At 65.3% G+C, this 17,058-nt stretch carries 16 protein-coding genes; 7 read left to right on the top strand and 9 right to left on the bottom strand.

Translation table 11 applies throughout. The annotated features are described in order from the left end of the window. Positions 1-129: 129 nt before the first annotated feature. From LCC91_RS07280 to LCC91_RS07265, 4 genes are all read right to left on the bottom strand, one after another. Complete coding sequence (locus LCC91_RS07280) at positions 130-1,590, bottom strand: flagellin N-terminal helical domain-containing protein (protein WP_143897429.1); 1,461 nt, start codon at positions 1,588-1,590, stop codon at positions 130-132. 201 nt (positions 1,591-1,791) lie between these two features. Next, the gene (gene fliD / locus LCC91_RS07275) at positions 1,792-3,207 is read right to left on the bottom strand and encodes a flagellar filament capping protein FliD (RefSeq protein WP_043700889.1); all 1,416 of its coding nucleotides are present in this window, start codon (positions 3,205-3,207) and stop codon (positions 1,792-1,794) included. 111 nt (positions 3,208-3,318) lie between these two features. Further along, complete coding sequence (locus LCC91_RS07270; RefSeq protein WP_143897428.1) at positions 3,319-4,782, bottom strand: flagellin N-terminal helical domain-containing protein; 1,464 nt, start codon at positions 4,780-4,782, stop codon at positions 3,319-3,321. An 84-nt stretch (positions 4,783-4,866) separates the two neighbouring features. Beyond that, positions 4,867-7,167: a tetratricopeptide repeat protein gene (locus LCC91_RS07265; protein ID WP_185974861.1), complete on the bottom strand. Its 2,301-nt coding sequence runs from the start codon at positions 7,165-7,167 to the stop codon at positions 4,867-4,869. 27 nt (positions 7,168-7,194) lie between these two features. Here LCC91_RS07265 and LCC91_RS07260 point away from each other — a divergent pair, with 27 nt between their 5' ends. The 3 genes from LCC91_RS07260 to nudB are packed head-to-tail and all read left to right on the top strand — an operon-like array spanning position 7,195 to position 8,927. Then, positions 7,195-7,650, top strand: coding sequence for a methyltransferase domain-containing protein (locus LCC91_RS07260; protein WP_185974860.1), 456 nt, complete (start codon positions 7,195-7,197; stop codon positions 7,648-7,650). Positions 7,651-7,663: 13 nt separating this feature from the next. Beyond that, a complete protein-coding gene (locus LCC91_RS07255) occupies positions 7,664-8,353 on the top strand; it encodes a glycosyltransferase family protein (RefSeq protein WP_043700880.1) in 690 nt (229 codons plus the stop codon). A gap of 46 nt (positions 8,354-8,399) precedes the next feature. Further along, entirely contained in the window at positions 8,400-8,927 is a 528-nt protein-coding gene (nudB, locus tag LCC91_RS07250) for a dihydroneopterin triphosphate diphosphatase (RefSeq protein WP_082007573.1), read from the top strand. Here nudB and vapC read toward each other — a convergent pair. Then, entirely contained in the window at positions 8,857-9,258 is a 402-nt protein-coding gene (vapC, locus tag LCC91_RS07245) for a type II toxin-antitoxin system tRNA(fMet)-specific endonuclease VapC (RefSeq protein WP_043700878.1), read from the bottom strand. The two genes, nudB and vapC, sit on opposite strands and share 71 nt — an antisense overlap. Further along, positions 9,255-9,488 (bottom strand): antitoxin, encoded by a 234-nt coding sequence (locus LCC91_RS07240; protein ID WP_043700875.1) that lies wholly within the window; start codon positions 9,486-9,488, stop codon positions 9,255-9,257. Before LCC91_RS07240 ends, vapC begins: the two co-directional genes overlap by 4 nt. Positions 9,489-9,620: 132 nt before the next feature. On the opposite strand from LCC91_RS07240, the gene LCC91_RS07235 reads away from it, so the two are divergent. Further along, positions 9,621-10,382 (top strand): endonuclease/exonuclease/phosphatase family protein, encoded by a 762-nt coding sequence (locus tag LCC91_RS07235; RefSeq protein ID WP_043700873.1) that lies wholly within the window; start codon positions 9,621-9,623, stop codon positions 10,380-10,382. Continuing rightward, positions 10,379-11,617 (top strand): cardiolipin synthase ClsB, encoded by a 1,239-nt coding sequence (gene clsB / locus LCC91_RS07230; RefSeq protein WP_043700871.1) that lies wholly within the window; start codon positions 10,379-10,381, stop codon positions 11,615-11,617. The genes LCC91_RS07235 and clsB overlap by 4 nt, the downstream gene beginning before the upstream one ends. Positions 11,618-11,743: 126 nt before the next feature. Here clsB and LCC91_RS07225 read toward each other — a convergent pair whose 3' ends face one another. Further along, complete coding sequence (locus LCC91_RS07225) at positions 11,744-13,399, bottom strand: AAA-like domain-containing protein (RefSeq protein WP_143897426.1); 1,656 nt, start codon at positions 13,397-13,399, stop codon at positions 11,744-11,746. Between the two features lie 116 nt (positions 13,400-13,515). On the opposite strand from LCC91_RS07225, the gene folE reads away from it, so the two are divergent. Further along, positions 13,516-14,241, top strand: a complete 726-nt coding sequence (gene folE, locus LCC91_RS07220) for a GTP cyclohydrolase I (RefSeq protein ID WP_143897456.1) — start codon at positions 13,516-13,518, stop codon at positions 14,239-14,241. 4 nt (positions 14,242-14,245) lie between these two features. Further along, a complete protein-coding gene (locus LCC91_RS07215) occupies positions 14,246-14,671 on the top strand; it encodes a BLUF domain-containing protein (protein WP_043700540.1) in 426 nt (141 codons plus the stop codon). Between the two features lie 15 nt (positions 14,672-14,686). On the opposite strand, the gene LCC91_RS07210 is transcribed toward LCC91_RS07215, so the two are convergent. Both LCC91_RS07210 and LCC91_RS07205 read right to left on the bottom strand, forming a co-directional pair. After that, positions 14,687-15,448, bottom strand: coding sequence for a HesA/MoeB/ThiF family protein (locus tag LCC91_RS07210; protein WP_043700541.1), 762 nt, complete (start codon positions 15,446-15,448; stop codon positions 14,687-14,689). A gap of 10 nt (positions 15,449-15,458) precedes the next feature. Next, a complete protein-coding gene (locus tag LCC91_RS07205) occupies positions 15,459-16,931 on the bottom strand; it encodes a S41 family peptidase (protein WP_043700606.1) in 1,473 nt (490 codons plus the stop codon). Positions 16,932-17,058 lie beyond the last annotated feature (127 nt).

Below are 17,058 nucleotides of genomic sequence, written 5' to 3'. Positions count from 1 at the left end.
TATCACGCCTGTCTCATGCAACGACTATCAGCGATAGCAACAAAAAAGCCGGGGTGTTCCCGGCTCCGTGCACGGCGCGTGTGCGCCAGCCACATGATATGGCCACGTAACGGCAGCTGCCGTATCTGCTTACCCTTGCAGCAGGCGCAGGACGTTTTGGGGGAGCTGGTTGGCTTGCGCGACCATGGCGGTGCCCGCCTGCTGCAGGATTTGGGCGCGGCTGAGGGCGGCGGTCTCAGCGGCGAAGTCGGCGTCTTGGATGCGGCTGCGCGCGGCTGCCAAGTTCTCGCTGGTGTTTTGCAAATTCGTGATCGTATTTTCAAAACGGCTCATCAACGCGCCGTAGTTGGCGCGCAGGGCCGAGATGGTTTGTAAGGCTTGATCCACGATACGGATGGCCATGCTGGCCTTGTCGAACGTGGTCAGACTGATGGTGTTGACAGTGTTGTCACCATTCGAAGTGTTGTTAGCCGCCGCAAAGACGTTGGTTCCGGTTTGCGAGACTGCAAACCCAGTGGCCGAATCCAGCGCCACATAGCCCAGCGAGGTGGCGGAACCACCCAAGGCCAAGGTGGCCGCTGTGCTCACCACATAGGTGCCTTGGTTGTCCAGACGCCCCTGGGCCAAGGTGGCGGTGCCGGCGCTGCTGGCCCCATTGGCAATGGTGATGTTGCTACCCGTGGCGTTTTCCAGCAAGATCGCGTCGCCGGCCTCGTTGAGCTTGGCCGACACGCCCGTCTGCGCTGAGACCTTGTTGATCTCATTGACGGCTTGCGCCAAACCTTCGGATGAGTCGACGTTGCTGACATTGAACGAGATCGTGACCGCGGACGAGTTGGCGGACGTGATGCTGATGCTGTAGGCTCCGGTGGCCTGGAAGTCCAGCGTGGCCAGGCTGCGGGCGCTGGCGGTGACCCCCGTCTCGGCCGAGACCGCGTTGATTCGGTCGGCCACCACTTTGGCGGTATCGTTGTTGGCGATCGAGACGGTTTTGGTCGTCAGACCGGCGATGGTCAGTGTGCCTGCGTTGTAGCCTGCCGACGCGTTGGGTACTGCCGCTGCGCTGACCAGCGTGTTGAGTCCGTACTTGTTGGTGCGCGCGTCCGCGCCGCCGACGGTGATGGTTTGGTATGCGTTGGCCCCGACCTGGAAGGTCTGGGCACCAAAGGCACCGTTGAGGACTTTGAGTCCGTTGAATTCGGTGGTGTCGGCGATGCGCTGCAGCTCGGCGACGAGCTGGTTGGCCTCGGCGTTGAGGGCTTGGCGGTCGGCCCCGGAGTTGGAGCCGTTGGCGGCCTGCACGGCCAGTTCGCGGATGCGCTGCAGGATGGAGGCCGAGGAGCCCAGCGCGCCCTCGATGGTTTGCGCCAGCGAGATGCCGTCGTTGGCGTTGCGCACGGCCTGATTGAGGCCGCGCACTTGGGTGGTCATGCGCTCGGCGATGGCCAGCCCCGCGGCGTCGTCGCGGGCGCTGTTGATGCGCAGGCCCGACGACAGACGGGCAATCGTGGTGCTCATGCCCATTTGCGAGGTGTTGAGGTTGCGCTGCGCCGTCAGCGACATGATGTTGGTGTTGATGGTCTGCGGCATGGTTCGATCTCCACGAAGTCAGGATGGGCGGGACGGGTCCCGCGGTCCGTCGCGCAAGCGCCACCCGCGGGGAGCGTCGATCGAGTGGCTCCCAACGCCTTCGATCGTGAGCGTGATCGTGCCGCAGCGGCAGCTGGGCATAGGCACAAAAAAAGCGCCCAAGCGGGCGCTATTCAAAAGCTTGTGGGTTGCCTGTGGTGTTTATTTACTGGTCTTGTTCCACTGAGCAACTTGCTGGCTGACGTACTGATTGAGGGCGTTGAACTGGGACAATGTTGCGTCCAGCCGCGCATACTGCGCCAGCAGCCGTTCTTCGGTGCGCACGGCCTTTTCGTTGATACGTTTGGCCTGCTCTTGCAAGCGCTGGATCTCGCTCTCCACAGCCTTGACTTTTTGGCCCATGCGCCCGTCTGAGGCCAGCGCTCCGCTCGTGAAGTCCCGCAGCTGGACCGCCAAGCCGCGCACCGGTCCATCGGCTTTGGCCAGCAGGTTACGCACCGCGTCGGGCTGTGCCAATGCGCTCTCTAAACGTGCGCCGTCGATCGTGAGGCTGCCGTCGCGCGCCAAGCGTACACCGATATCGGACCACCGTTGTTGCGTGTCGGTACCGGGGCCAGCCATCCCGATCAGCCGACGCAGCGCCGACTGCAACGTCACGATCGTGCTGTCACCCTGCAGCGGACCAGCCGTGCCCGTCTGGGCGTCGTAACGGGTCGCCTCGGTCAGCGTTTGATTCAACTGGTTGAAGGCACTGACAAACGCTTCGATGGCTTTGCGCGCGCCGGAGGTGTCGCGCGCCACATCGACCGTCACCGGCGTGGCAGTTGTTGCCGAGACCTCCAGCGTCACGCCCGGAATGACGTCGGCGATCGTGCGGTTGCTGGAGGTGACCGCCACACCATCGACCGTTGCAACGGTGTTTTGCGCGGCCTGTGTCAGCGACAAGCCAGCGGTGCCCGCTGCGGGATCATAGGCCAAGCGCGACAGCCCCGCGTTGTCCACGTCATTGCCGTCGCCGTCCGTGACCTGGACACGAAAGCCGCTGTCGGCCCCGATGCCTGTCGAGCGCAACACCAAACGCTGGTTGGCACCGTCATTGACCACCACCGCCCGCACCGAACCGTTGGCATCGTTGATTTTTTGGGCGATATCGGCCAGTGTGTCGGTGGCGGAAACCGAGATCGTCATGGCCGTGCCACTCGGCGTGAAGACGGGCCCCGTGTCCCATCGACCGGTGGTGATAGTCAACGTCCCGCTGCCCACGGGAACCGACGGTGACAAGGCGTCCGAGCGTGCGACTTGACCCTGCGCGAGTTGAGAAACGCTGACGGTGTACTGACCGGGCAATGCTGTGCTGGAGGCCGTGCCGCGTACCGCCTCGGAGGTGGACTTGACGCTCATGCCCTGGTAAGTACTCCCGAGCGTCAGCGCGCGCAGGCTGTCGTCCAGTGCAGCCAGCTGCGACTTGATCTGCCCCACCACCGACAAGCGCGTCTGCGCCGCCGTCGTGCGCAACTGCACCAGGGTAAGCGGCTTTTTTTCCAGCTCCACCAACTGGCCAACAATGGACTTGACGTCCAGGCCACTGCCGATACCGGGGGAAGAGATGGTGGGCATGATGGGCTCCGATCAGTGACAGCAAGTTTCCCAATCTTCGCACCGATCGATGGGCGCGGCAAGGGGAAAAGCGGACAAGGTCACGCCCTCGTCCGCTTACCGCTGCCGCGATTACCGCAGCAGCGCCAGCACGCCTTGCGGCAGCTGGTTCGCCTGGGCCACCATCGCGGTGCCGGCCTGTTGCAGGATTTGCGCGCGCGACAGCGCCGCCGTCTCTTGCGCAAAGTCCGCGTCCTGGATACGGCTGCGAGCCGCCGCGACGTTCTCGCTGGTCGTCTGCAGGTTGTTGATGGTGCTCTCGAACCGCGACTGGATGGCACCGTAATTCGCGCGCAGCGTGGAGATCGTCTGCAACGCCTGATCCACGATACGGATCGCCAAGCTGGCTTTGTCCACAGTGGTCAGGCTCAGCGTGTTGACCGTGTTGCTGCTGTCAGAGTTGGTGGCACCGGAAGCGAAGACGCTGGCCGCAGAAGCGTTGACAGAGAACCCCGTCGCGGAGTCCAGGCTCACGTAGCCCAAGGAGATGGCATCCATGCCCGCCGCAATGGTCGTGGCAGTGCTGGCAAGGTATGTGCCTTGGTTGTCCAGGCGCCCTTGGGCAAGCGTGATATCCCCCACACTGCCCGCACCATTCGCTATTCTGATGTTGTTGCCACTTGCGTTTTCCAGCAAGATGGCATTACCGGCCTCGTTGAGCTTGGCCGACACGCCCGTCTGCGCCGAGACCTTGTTGATCTCATTGACCGCTTGCGACAGCCCTTCGGACGAGTCGGCGTTGCTGACGTTGAACGACACGGTCACCGCCGTCGTGTTGTTAGATGTGATGCTGATGCTGTAGGCCCCCGGGCTGGCGGACGCAAAGTCCAGCGTGGCCAAGCTGCGGGCGCTGGCCGTCACCCCCGTTTCGGCCGAGACGGCGTTGATTCGGTCAGCCACCACCTTGGCCGTGTCGTTGGTCGCGATCGAGACGGTTTTGGTCGTCAGACCGGCGATCGTGAGAGTGGCCGGGTTATAACCGGCGGAGACACCAGGTTGCGCCGCCGCGCTGACCAGCGTGTTCAGTCCGTACTTGTTGGTACGGGTGTCCGCGCCGCCGACGGTGATGGTTTGGTATGCGTTGGCCCCGACCTGGAAGGTTTGAGAGCCAAAGGCACCGTTCAAGACCTTGAGTCCGTTGAACTCAGTGGTGTCGGCGATGCGCTGCAGCTCGGCGACGAGCTGGTTGGCCTCGGCGTTGAGGGCTTGGCGGTCGGCCCCGGAGTTGGAGCCGTTGGCGGCCTGCACGGCCAGTTCGCGGATGCGCTGCAGGATGGAGGCCGAGGAGCCCAGCGCGCCCTCGATGGTTTGCGCCAGCGAGATGCCGTCGTTGGCGTTGCGCACGGCCTGATTGAGGCCGCGCACTTGGGTGGTCATGCGCTCGGCGATGGCCAGCCCCGCGGCGTCGTCGCGGGCGCTGTTGATGCGCAGGCCCGACGACAGGCGGGCAATCGCGGTGCTCATGCCCATTTGCGAGGTGTTGAGGTTGCGCTGCGCCGTCAGCGACATGATGTTGGTGTTGATGGTTTGCGGCATGGCAAGCTCCTAGGTGACACTGGACCAGACGACAGCGACTGACGCTCGCTGTTGACTGCTTTATCGGAGGCCATGCGCAAGACTTTAGGGCAATGCGGGCTGCACCGGTGAAGCCCGTTGCCCGACTTCCGCGGGACCAGGCCACTCGCCGCCGGGCCGCTGGCGCACGATCGTTGCGTTGGGGAACCAGGGGGTTCGCTCGCCCGCGATGAGCCAGCGCCACTCGGGCGGTTGGGGTACGAACACGGTGCAGGGCAAGCCGATGCTGGCCGCGAGATGCACGTTGGCGTTGCTGACCGCGTAGTAGTGATCCAGGCACGCCAGCAGGCCCAGCATCCGCTCCAGGTCGTCGTTGAAGACCGCGGCGTCCAGCACCGGCCGCCCGATGGCCTGAGCCAACGCCGAAACCTCTCCCGGCAGGGGCTTGCGCTGCAACGAGACGATGGTGGCCCCACGTGGCAGCCACTGTGCGATGCTTTCGATCGGAATGCTTTTGTCCAGCAAGCGTTTGCGCGGGCCGTCCTTTTCGCGAAGCGGGTTGGTGCCCCCCTGCCACGTGACGCCGACGTAAGGCGGAGAGCCAAATGCCTGAAGAATGAGGCGGGCTTGTTCGATGGTTTCGGGCTGCGGGGCAATCGCAATGGGCGGTGGGGGTTGGTCGGTGTCGCGCATCCCCACCAGATAGGGTAAGTCCCCAATGTTGATGGCGGCGTCGTGTACGTCTGGAGGGGGCAGCGTCCGCCAAACCGTGTCAATCCAACCCAAGCGCTCAATGAGTGGCGCGATTTTGCTGGGGGTGTAGTAGTCCAGCACGGCACCGCGCTGCTGCAACAACGGCACAAATCGCAGAAAGAACCACTCGTCGCCAATGCCTTGGTCAGCCACGAGCAACAACCGATCCCCGTCCATACGCTCGGGCAGCCGGGTGGCGTAGCCAAGCCCGTTGGGTGCGGCACCGATATTGTGCCGAGACGGGCGAAAGAGGTATTCGCGAAATCCGAGCTCGAACTGTCCCGTGCCCAGCAGGTTCCACGCGATCTGAAAGCGCACGGAGGGTTCACTCGGGTGCTTGTGTACCAGTCGCTCCAACACTGGCAGTTGTTGTTCGAGTTGTCCCAAGTGAGCCAGACAAACGCCCAAAAAATTCATCGCATCCGGATGATTCGGCGCTCGTTGGAGGGCGGTTTCGAAGGATTCGAGCGCGCGCTGATAGTCCTTGCGATCAAAATGCCACAGTCCCAAATTGGTGAGCACGTCGGGGTTGCCGGGGCTGAGCTGCAACGCGTTGTGGTACGCCTCGATGGCTTCGGGCCAATCCCGCAGCCGATGCCGTATCTGCCCCAGGGCGTGCCAGTACAACATGTGGGCTGGGCGGCGCGGCTGCCAGGGCAGCAGCAGCGCCAAGGCCTGTCGTAGCTCGTCGTCCGAGCCATCCATCCGGATGGAGGCGAGGTTGACGGCACTGTCGAGATGGTGGGGGTTGATGGCCAGAACTTTTTCGAATACCTGCGCCGCCGCGGCTTTGTCCTTTAGGCCGTCTTTGAGCACGACGCCCAGGTTGTTGAGCGCGTAGATATGATCGGGTTCGATTTGCAGGCACTCGCCCAGCGCGCGCGCGGCTTGCGGCCACTCTTGCCGCATCAGATGGGCGGACCCTGCCAAAAAGTGCAGCGATGCACGCTGTTGCGGCGTGAGGCGATCGGCGTTGGCTTGAAGTGGCGCGAGTTGGGCCAGCGCTTCGTCTGTGGCTTGTTCATGTAGCGCGCAACGCGCCAAGCCCAACGCCGCCTCAACTCCAATGCTGGAGTCGTCGGAGGGGTGGGGCTCTTGCAGTGTGTGATAAACACCTCGAGCCATCGTGACATCGCCTTTGTCCAGCAGCAGTGCTGCGAGGTCTAACCGCTCGTCGGGGGGCAGACGCTCGATACGCTGCACCCGCTGCAAAGCTTGTGTGGCTTTGCCGTGTTGCTCCCCCCCCCAATAGAGCTTGGCAAGCCACAGCCAGCCTCTTTCATCTTTGGGGTGAGCCGCGGTGTGCTGCTTTAGCCAACGCAGCGCGGCGTCACGGTCACCTTGGCGGTGTGCCGCAATGGCTCGATCGAGTGCCGTGGAGAGACCAGAGGTGGGGCGTCGTTTGCTCATGCGTTGACTCCTGCGAGGGACTTGGGCATCATGCCACAGGCCAAGCCACAGTGGGTGCGGAGGTGAGGGAGGGCAACGCTGTATTTCCGGTGTAAATCTCCCGTTTTTTTGATGATGGGTCTTCCGGTGCGTGCTTAGACTGTCGTTCTGGAGATTCCCTAAATTTTGATGGTGATGGTGATGACGTACAGTGGCAACCCGCTCATTTCTGAAGCGTATCGTCTCGAGCAGCAGCGTTTGCATGAGAATCCAAATTATGGGGTGGCCTCTGTGCAATTCGCGCCGCTTGTCACCGCGTTCATTAATCAGTTTGGTGTACGCAGGGTTCTCGATTACGGGGCTGGCAAGGGAAGATTGGCTCAAAACATCCGCCCGGATCATGAAATTTCCATGACATTTTATGATCCGGCGGTGCCGGCTTGGTCTACCCTGCCTGGCCCGCATGAAATGGTTGCGTGTATCGATGTGCTGGAGCATATTGAGCCGGATTTGCTGGATAATGTGCTGGATCATCTTGCGGTGCTGACGGAGAGATTGGGGTTTTTTACGGTGCACACCGGGCCTGCCGTCAAGACGTTGAGCGATGGTCGCAATGCGCATTTGATACAAATGCCGCCGAGTTGGTGGCTGCCGAAAATTTTGGATCGTTTTGAGTTGGTGACCTTCCAAAGAACGGGGGCTGGTTTTTGGGTGTTGGTGGCCAATCGAGGCGCGCAGATTTCGTAGGATGTGCTATTGAATGGGGGTGATTGTGATTCGGCTTTTCATTGGTTATGATCCGCGCGAGTCCATTGCTTGGCACGTGCTGGCGCACAGCATATACGCTCGCTCCTCCGTGCCGGTTAGTTTTGTTCCGCTGGCGCTGAGCACGCTAGGCGGTTTGATGTGGCGAGAGCGCAGCGCATTGCAGTCGACGGATTTTTCTTTTTCCCGCTTCTTGGTGCCGTATTTGTCAGGCTACGAAGGGTGGTCTATTTTTATGGACTGCGATATGCTGGTGCGTGATGATATTTCGAACTTGTGGGCGCTGCGTGATGATCGTTATGCGGTCATGTGCGTTAAGCACCAGCACGAACCGACTGAGACGGTCAAGTTTCTGGATGCTCCGCAGACCCGCTACGAGAAAAAGAACTGGAGCAGCGTCATGTTGTTCAACAATGCGCGGTGCCGAGCATTGACGCCGGAGTATGTCAATACGGCCAGCGGTCTGGAATTGCACCAGTTCAAGTGGCTGGCCTCCGATGACGAGATCGGTGAAATTCCGGCGGAATGGAACCATTTGGTCGGCTATCAGCCCCCGCGTTCAGGGGTCAAGAACGTACATTACACACTGGGCGGGCCGTATTTTCGGGAATTTGCGGATTGTGAGTACGCGTTGGATTGGTTTATCGAGCGTGACCGCATGATGCGGGTAGACCAGCGCGTGTAGAGGTGGAGTCGTTGCGGCTATTTGGGGTTGTCGGGAGGGCGCTTCTTTGCGCGGAGCTCGGCCTCTCAAAATTCCGCAATCGGTGCTGGTGGTGATCCACACACCGGCGTGGCAGGTGCTGCTGCTGGAGCGTGCGGACGCGCCGGGGTTTTGGCAGTCGGTCACCGGTGCCAAGGACAGCCCGGACGAACCCTGGGCCGTGACCGCCGCGCGCGAGGTGTCGGAGGAAACCGGCATCGACGCCCATGCACCGGGGTGCGTGCTGACGGACTGGGGGCTGGAAAATGTGTACGAGATCTACCCCCGCTGGCGGCACCGCTACGCGCCCGGGGTGACGCGCAACACCGAGCGGGTGTTCGGCCTGTGCGTGCCGGAGGACACGCCCGTGCGCCTGTCGCCGCGCGAGCACACGGCGTATGCGTGGCTGCCCTGGCGCGAGGCGGCCGAGCGGTGCTTTTCCCCCTCCAACGCCGAGGCCATCCTGTGGCTGCCGCGGTTCGCGGTCACGAGGCCAGCGCCCAATCCTCCAGCCGCAGGCCCGGGACCCGGGCAAACTCCCGCGTGTTGTGGGTGACGAGGGTGGCGTCTAGCGCGAGGGCATGCGCGGCGATCAGGGTGTCCATCGCGCCGATCGGGGTGCCCTGTTGCTCGAGCGTGGCGCGCAAACGGCCGTACACCCAGATGGCCTGTGTGTCGAACGGGTGGATCTCCAGCGGGGCGAGAAACAGTTCCAGCGCCTGTTGGTTGCGCGCCGATCCACTTTTGGCGACACCGTAGGCCAGCTCGGCGGCGACGATGGAGGACAGCCCGATCTCCCCGGCGCGGTAGGCGCGGAAGCGCTGCAGCACCGCGGGCGGTTTGCGGTTGATGAGGTAAATGCAAATGTTGGTGTCGAGCAGGATCATGCGGCAATCTCGGGCCGGGCTTGTGGCGGGGGTTGATCGCGCTTCAGCTCGAACCCGGGTTCGAACAGGTCGAGCGCCTGTTCCAGCACGCTCCACGGGTCGTCGACCGGAAAAAGCAGAATCCCGGCCCCCACGCGGCGTATGCCCACTTCACGGCCATGGAACCGGTAGGGTTTGGGCAGGCGGACAGCTTGGCTGCGGCCCGTGGTGAAGAGCTTGGCGGTTTCCATGGGGTGCTCGCAGTCGGTGGTGGAGGACAGTCATGGAGTATATGCCAATGATAGATACCGAGGTCAATCGAGGGTGGACACAGCAGGCTGTGGGCCCAGCACCAGTCGGCTGACTGGTGGCATCATCCGCGCATGACGACGGTGCGCGTGGCGACCTACAACATCCACAAGGGCGTGCAGGGGGTGGGGCCGCTGAAGCGGCTGGAAATCCACAACCTGGCGCATGCCGTGGCGGCGCTCGGGGCCGACATCGTATGCCTGCAGGAGGTGCGCGCGTTTCACCGCCGGCTGCAGCGGCGCTTTGCGCACTGGCCGTCGGCGGATCAGGCGCGGTTTCTGGCGCCGGACGGCTACGAGGCCGTCTATTGCACCAACGCCGTGACGCGCCACGGTGAGCACGGCAACGCGGTGTTGAGCCGCTTTGCCGTGCTGGCGCACACGCATCAGGACGTGTCGGACCACGGGTTCGAGCAGCGCGGCCTGCTGCACGTGGTGCTGGCGCTTCCGTCGGGGAGTGGGTTGGTGGATGACGCCTCATCGCGGACGCTGCACGTGATCGTCGTGCACCTCGGGCTGATCCATGCCAGCCGCGAGCGGCAGGTGCGGGCGCTGGGGCGGTTCATCGCCCAGGCGGTGCCGGCGGGGGCGCCGCTCGTGGTGGCGGGTGATTTCAACGACTGGGGGGAGCGCCTGCACGAGCCGATGGCGGCGCTCGGTTTGCACACGGCGCGCGGCGCGCGGGTGCCGACCTACCCGGCGCGCTGGCCGCTGTTGCCGCTGGATCGCGTGTACGCGCGCGGGGCCGAGGTGCGGGCGCTGCAGGTGCCGCACGGCCGGGGGTGGGCGCGCTGGTCGGATCATCTGCCGCTGGTGGCGGAGGTGGCGTTGCCGTGAACACGGGCTTGCGTCCCGGCCACCGGCTGCGCCTGCTGGAGGGCGGGCGCGAGCTGTTCCCGGCGATGGTGGCGGCGATCGACCGCGCGCGCCGCCTCGTGCACGTGGAGACGTATATCTTCGTCTTCGCGAACGCGGCGCTGGCGGTGGCCGAGGCGCTGGAGCGCGCCGCACGGCGCGGCGTGGAGGTGCGGCTGGTGGTGGACGCGGTGGGGACGCCCGAGGTGCCCGCCGAATGGCAGCGCCGCTTCGCCGAGGCGGGGGTGCGGTGGCGCATCTACGCGCCGCTGGGCTGGCTGGGGTTGTTGATCCCGAGCCGCTGGCGGCGCCTGCACCGCAAGCTGTGTGTCGTCGATGGCGTGGTGGGGTTTTGCGGCGGGATCAACCTGATCGACGACCGGGACGACGTCGTGCTGGGCCGGCTGGCCGAGCCGCGACTCGACTACGCGGTGGAGGTCAGCGGCCCGCTGGTGGCCGAGATGCTGGCGACGATGGAGCGGCTGTGGTGGCGGCTGCAGGCCGTGGGGCGGGTGCGGGAGCGCGACTTTCGCGCCGCGTGGCTGGCGGTGCGCGCCGGACAACGCGGTCGCCGGCGCTGGCGCGCGCGGTCCCCGTCATACGAGTCGGGGGCGGGTGGCACAGCAGGCGCGGTCGTCCACGGCGCGGCGGCGGCCGTTCTGTGGCGTGACAACGTGCGTCACCGCTACGATATCGAGCAGGCTTACTTGCGCGCGATCGCCGCCGCGCAGCGGGAGGTGTTCATCGCCAACGCGTACTTCATCCCCGGGCGGCGGCTGCGCCACGCGCTCGCGGACGCGGTGGCGCGCGGCGTGCGCGTGCGGCTGCTGGTGCAGGGCAAGTACGAGCGTTTTTTGCAGTACCACGCGCCGCGCCCCGTGCACGCGTGGCTGCTCAAGCGGGGGGTGGAGATCCGCGAGTACGCGCCCAGCTCGCTGCACGCGAAGGTGGCGGTGGTGGACGAGGACTGGGCCACGGTGGGCTCGACCAACCTGGATCCGATCAGCCTGTTGCTCGCGCGCGAGGCCAACATCGTCACCACCGACCGGCGCTTCGCCCGTCACGTACGCGATCGGCTGGTCCACTGGCTCGGCACCGCGGGTGCGGCGCTGGAAGTGGCGACACTGCAACGCCGCCCTTGGCACGAGCGGGCGCGCGACTGGGTCGCGTTCGCCGTGATGCGCGTGGTGTTGTTTCTCACCGGGCACCGCTATTGAGCGGCAGGTGTCCGGGGCGTGGATCGACCCAGTGCGTCCGTGGCACCACAAGGATTCCCCGTGCATCGATCGACAGCCGGCGGGGCGTAGCCTTGGCGACGTGGGGTGTTCGGACGAGCGGGCGGATCAACACCCCCACACCCCGATCGTACGCGGCCCGGTATCGCCACGGATCGTGCGCGCGCCGTCACCGCTGCCACCATCGACGGCGCTGCGCACCGCCTCGCTGCGCTGCCAGATTTTGTCTTCCCACGCGATGCCGGGCCGACGGTCGAAGATGACCAAGTGCGCCTCGTCCGCCCCCGCTTTGTCGGCGTAGTCGGCGGTCTGGGTGAGCCCCTCGGCGATGAGGGTGTCGAGGCTGCCCTTGCGGTAGAGCTTCAGTTCGATCACCACCCGCTGCACCGGGCCGAAAAAGCCCTGCTGCTCATCCAGCGGCCACTCGATCAGCAGGTCCGTGCGGCGCCGGCCCAGGCCGTACTCGCGCTGGATGCGCCCGCCGCCGTTGACGATTCTTTGCAGAAAGGCTTGCATCAGCAACTGCGGGCCGGCCTCCTTGTAGTCAAACCCCTCGATCCACGCCTCCGAGTGCTCGCGGAAAAACTGCTGAAACGCAGTGAGCAGCTTCGGGATATCCAAGCGCCGGTCGGCGCGCAGGTACCACGGTTGTTCGTGCGTGATGTAGGACTGTGCCACCCAGGTGAGCTCGCGCGGGATCACCTCGCGGTAAATGCGATTGGCGATGCGGATCTGCGGCCGCGTGACGATGAGCCCCAGATCCTCCACGTACTGCTTGTCGTCGGGGCTGATGTCGGCCAGCGTCACCGGCTCTTCCGAGGCCAGCAGCGCGCTCATGACCCGGTGCACCCGTGGCTCTCGCAGCTTGTCGGTGAGCTGGTCCAGGTGCGTGGCGCGTGACTGGATCAGGTTCTCGCGCGCCTGCCAGTAGTGGGTGAGGGTGATCGGGCGGCTGCGGTCCCTGAGTTCCCGCATATTCCAGGTCAGTTCATGCCCCAAGGCATTCACCAGCCACGGCTGCCCCTCGGTGTCGGCCCAGAGTTCCGGGTAGATGGCGGGATCGAAGGTTTGTCCGGTTTCGGCCTCGTGCTGCTGCCAAAGCTGCTCGCACTCGGCGCGCGAGAAGTTGCTCAACCGCAGCGACACCGCCTTGATGTTGAAGGCTGAGCCGCCGGTGATGATCTCGCCGCCGGAGTGGATGCGGTAGTCGCGCACGTCGCGCACGCCGCACAGCACGACGGTTTGCGGAAAGGCCTCGGGCCGCTGGGCGTAGCCGGCGCGGATTTGGCGCAGCAGCGAAATGAGCGTGTCACCCACCAGCGCGTCGACTTCGTCGAGGAAGAGCACGGCGGGCTTGGCGTCCAGCTGCGCCCAGTGGCGCAGCAGGGCGGTGAGCCGGTCCTGCGGCTCGATGTGCACGCCCGTTTCACGATACCAGCGGTGCACGGCGGCTTCGCCGGTGTAATCCTCGATCGAGCGGGCGATCGCGCTGCACGCGGCTGGGATGCCTTGCGTCTCGTCGCCGCGGGCGGCCTGCGCGCCTTCGATGTTGGCGTAGGCGCAGCGGTAGCGCCCCTGGGCGTTGAGATGGTGCATCAGCGCCAGCAGCGCCGTGGTCTTGCCAGTCTGGCGCGGGGCGTGCAGGACGAAGTAGCGCTTGGCGTCGATCAGCGCTTCGATCTCGGTTAGATCGATGCGCGCCAGCGGATCGAGCATGTAGTGGTCGCCCGGAATCGAGGGGCCGGCGGTGTTGAAGGTTTTCATGCGGGCGCAGGTGGGCGGTGGATTGCAGCGGGGGTGCTGCGCCCCGCGGATCGGGCGGCGCATTAACCGCGCCGTTTGGCGGGGCCTTGATCTGATGCTAGCATGGGCGCATGCTGATGAAAGCCCCCGAGACCATGACCGACGACACCCGACCCGACGAGGAGGGCGTGCCCGTTTCCGTGCGCATCCGCGAGCGCATCCGGGCGGCGCGCAAGCGTTTCCACGCCAACGACAACATCGCCGAGTTCATCCGTCCGGGCGAGCTGGAGCAGCTGCTCGACGAGGTGACCGAGAAGATGCAGGCCGTGCTCGATGCAATGGTCATCGACACCGCGAATGACCACAACACCGAGGACACCGCGCGGCGGGTGGCGAAGATGTACCTCAAGGAGGTGTTCGCAGGCCGTTACGTGCCGGCACCGACGATCACCGAGTTCCCGAATGCGGAGCATCTCAACGAGCTGATGATCGTGGGACCGATCACGGTGCGCAGTGCGTGCAGCCACCATTTCTGCCCGGTGATCGGCAAGGTGTGGATCGGCGTCATGCCCAACGAGCACACCAACGTGATCGGACTGAGCAAATACGCGCGGCTGGCCGAGTGGGTGATGGGCCGGCCGCAGATTCAGGAGGAGGCGGTGGTGCAGCTCGCCGACCTGATCCAGGAAAAAACGCAGCCCGACGGGCTGGCGATCGTGATGGAGGCGACCCACTACTGCATGGCGTGGCGCGGCGTGAAGGACATGAACAGCCGCATGATCAACTCGGTGATGCGCGGCGTGTTCCTGAAGGACGCGAACCTGCGGCGGGAGTTTTTGTCGCTGATCCCGCGGGAGGGCTGAAGGCATGCTGGTGCGACTGCTCTATGTCAGCCGGGCGGTGGACCCGGATACCTCGCACGCGATCGAGTCGATTTTGGCTGCCGCGCGACGTAATAACCTGCACAACGGCATCACCGGCATCCTGTGCTACGGCGGTGGGATCTTCCTGCAGGCGATCGAGGGCGGGCGTGGGGCGGTCAACCGCCTCTACAAGCAGATCATCGAAGACCCCCGCCACAAAGACGTGGAGCTGTTGCTGTACGAGGAAATCTCGGAGCGGCGCTTTGGTGGCTGGACGATGGGGCAGGTCAACCTGACCAAGCTCAACACGTCGATCGTGCTCAAATATTCCGAGCGACCGGAGTTCGACCCCTACAGCGTCTCGGGCAAGGTGTCGCTGGCGCTGCTGGAGGAGCTGATGGCGACCGCCAGCATCATCGGGCGCGTGTGATCGGGGCGTGACGGCTCAAGCGGATAGCGGCCGGTGCCCGCACACCGGACAGTCCGGGTGGCGGGCGAGCTGCACCTCGGAGAACGCCATGCCGCGTCCGTCCAGCATCAGCAGCCGACCCACCAGCCGCGAGCCGAGTCCCACGATGACCTTGAGCGCCTCGGCCGCCTGAATCGTGCCGACGATTCCCACCAGCGGCGCGAACACGCCCATCGTCGCGCAGCGCGTCTCCTCCAGCCCCTCGGTCTCGGGGAACAGACATGCGTAGCAGGGCGAGCGTGCGTCGCGCGGGTCGTACACCGACAGCTGCCCATCGAAGCGGATCGCCGCGCCGGACACGAGCGGCACACGGTGGCGCACGCTGGCCCGGTTGATCAGGTGCCGGGTGCGGAAGTTGTCGGTGCAGTCCAGGACGACGTCGGCGCCGGGCAGCACGGCGTCGAGCAGCGCGTCGTCCGCGCGTTGCACGAGCGGCGTGATGCGCACCTCCGGGTTGATGGCGTGCATGGCCACCTGCGCCGACTGCGCCTTCGGCAGGCCGACGCGCGCGAGGTCGTGCGCGATCTGCCGCTGCAGGTTGGTGGCGTCCACCGTGTCGTGGTCGATCAGCGTGATGCGCCCGACGCCGGCACTGGCCAGATACAGCGCCACCGGGGAGCCGAGGCCGCCTGCACCGACGATGACCGCGTGCGCGGCGAGCAGCCGCTCCTGGCCCTCGATGCCGATCTCGTCGAGCAGGATGTGGCGCGAGTAGCGCAGCAGTTGCTCGTCGGTCATCGCCGCTGCATCAAGAGCCGCTGTCGGGCTTGGCCGCCGGGCGCTCGGTCGCCGTCTTGCTGGCCACCACGGGCAGGCCCTTGAGCTGGTTGAGCGCCTGCTGGAGCTGGAAGTCCTTGTCCGAGCCGAACTCCGGCAGCAGCCGCGCGCCGGGGTTCTTGCGCTGTTCTTCCTCCAGCCGCTGGCGGGCGGCCTCGCGCTCGCGCTCGCGCTGGCGCTGGGCTTCGCGCTCGGCCTCGCTCATCGGCGCCTCGTCGCGGCCGGCCAGGTGTTTCTCCAGGTCGGCCTCGCGCGTGCGCAGCGCGGCAAACAGGTTGCCCTCCGGCGTCTCGTCCACCCACACGTCGGGCACGATGCCCTTGGCCTGGATCGAGCGCCCGCTCGGGGTGTAGTAGCGCGCGGTGGTGAGCTTGAGCGCCGTGTCCGGCCCGAGCGGTCGCACCGTCTGCACCGACCCCTTGCCGAACGTCTGGCTGCCCATGAGCGTCGCGCGCTTGTGGTCCTGCAGCGCGCCGGCGACGATTTCACTGGCGGAAGCCGACCCTTCGTTGACCAGCACCACCACCGGGATGCGCTTGAGCAGGCCCTGCGTCTGTTCGGTCAGGCGCGCGATCGGGTCCGCGCCGGCGCGGCGCCAGTAGTCACGCGGCTGGGCGCGGTAGGTGGCCTTGCTTTCCTCGAGCTGCCCGTTGGTCGTGACCACGACCGCGCCGTCCGGCAGGAACGCGGCCGACAGCCCCACGGCGGCATCGAGCAGCCCGCCGGGGTCGTTGCGCAGGTCGAGCACCAGCCCCTTCAGGTTCGGTTCGGTGCGCACGATTTCCTCGACCTTGCGCGCAAAGTCCTCGAGCGTGCGCTCCTGGAACTGCGACACGCGCACCCACGCGTAGCCGGGCTCGACGACCTTGGCGCGCACGCTCACCGTCTTGATTTCCTGTCGGGTGATGGTGACGGGGAAGGTGCGGTTCTCGTCGCGGCGAAAGACCGTCAGCGTCACCTTCGTGTTGGGCTCGCCGCGCATGCGCTTGACGGCCTCGTTGATCGTCAAGCCCTTGACCGGTGTGTCGTCGATCTTGGTGATGAGGTCGCCGGCCTTGAGCCCGGCGCGAAACGCGGGGGAGTCCTCGATCGGCGAGACGACCTTGACCAGGCCGTCTTCCATCGTGATCTCGATGCCGACGCCCACGAAGCGCCCCGAGGTGCCCTCGCGGAATTCCTTGAAGCTCTTCTTGTCGAAATACTGCGAGTGCGGGTCGAGCGCGGACACCATACCCGCGATCGCGTCCGTGATGAGCTTTTTCTCGTCGACCGGCTCGACATAATCGCTCTTGATCATGCCGAACACCGCGGCGAGCTGCTGCAGCTCCTCCAGCGGCAGCGGCGCCAGCGCCGCGCGGGCGGTCGCCTGCAGTTGTACGGTCGTCAGTGCGCCGGCCAGCGCCCCCAGGGCCACCCAGCCGGCGATCTTGAGTTTGTGCCCCATCGCCATCTCGAGTCGTCTACGCGTATCGCGCCCACTATACACCTTGGACGACGCCGGTGCAGACGCGGTTCCGCGCGTCCGCTGTCGGTGTGGGGCCAGGAGGTGACCGCGGGTGTCCGTGCGCCGA

This window comes from Tepidimonas taiwanensis, from assembly GCF_020162115.1.
Lineage (GTDB): Bacteria > Pseudomonadota > Gammaproteobacteria > Burkholderiales > Burkholderiaceae_C > Tepidimonas > Tepidimonas taiwanensis.
Note: the sequence above shows the minus strand (reverse complement) of the source record. Positions and strands in the feature narration are given on the sequence as shown.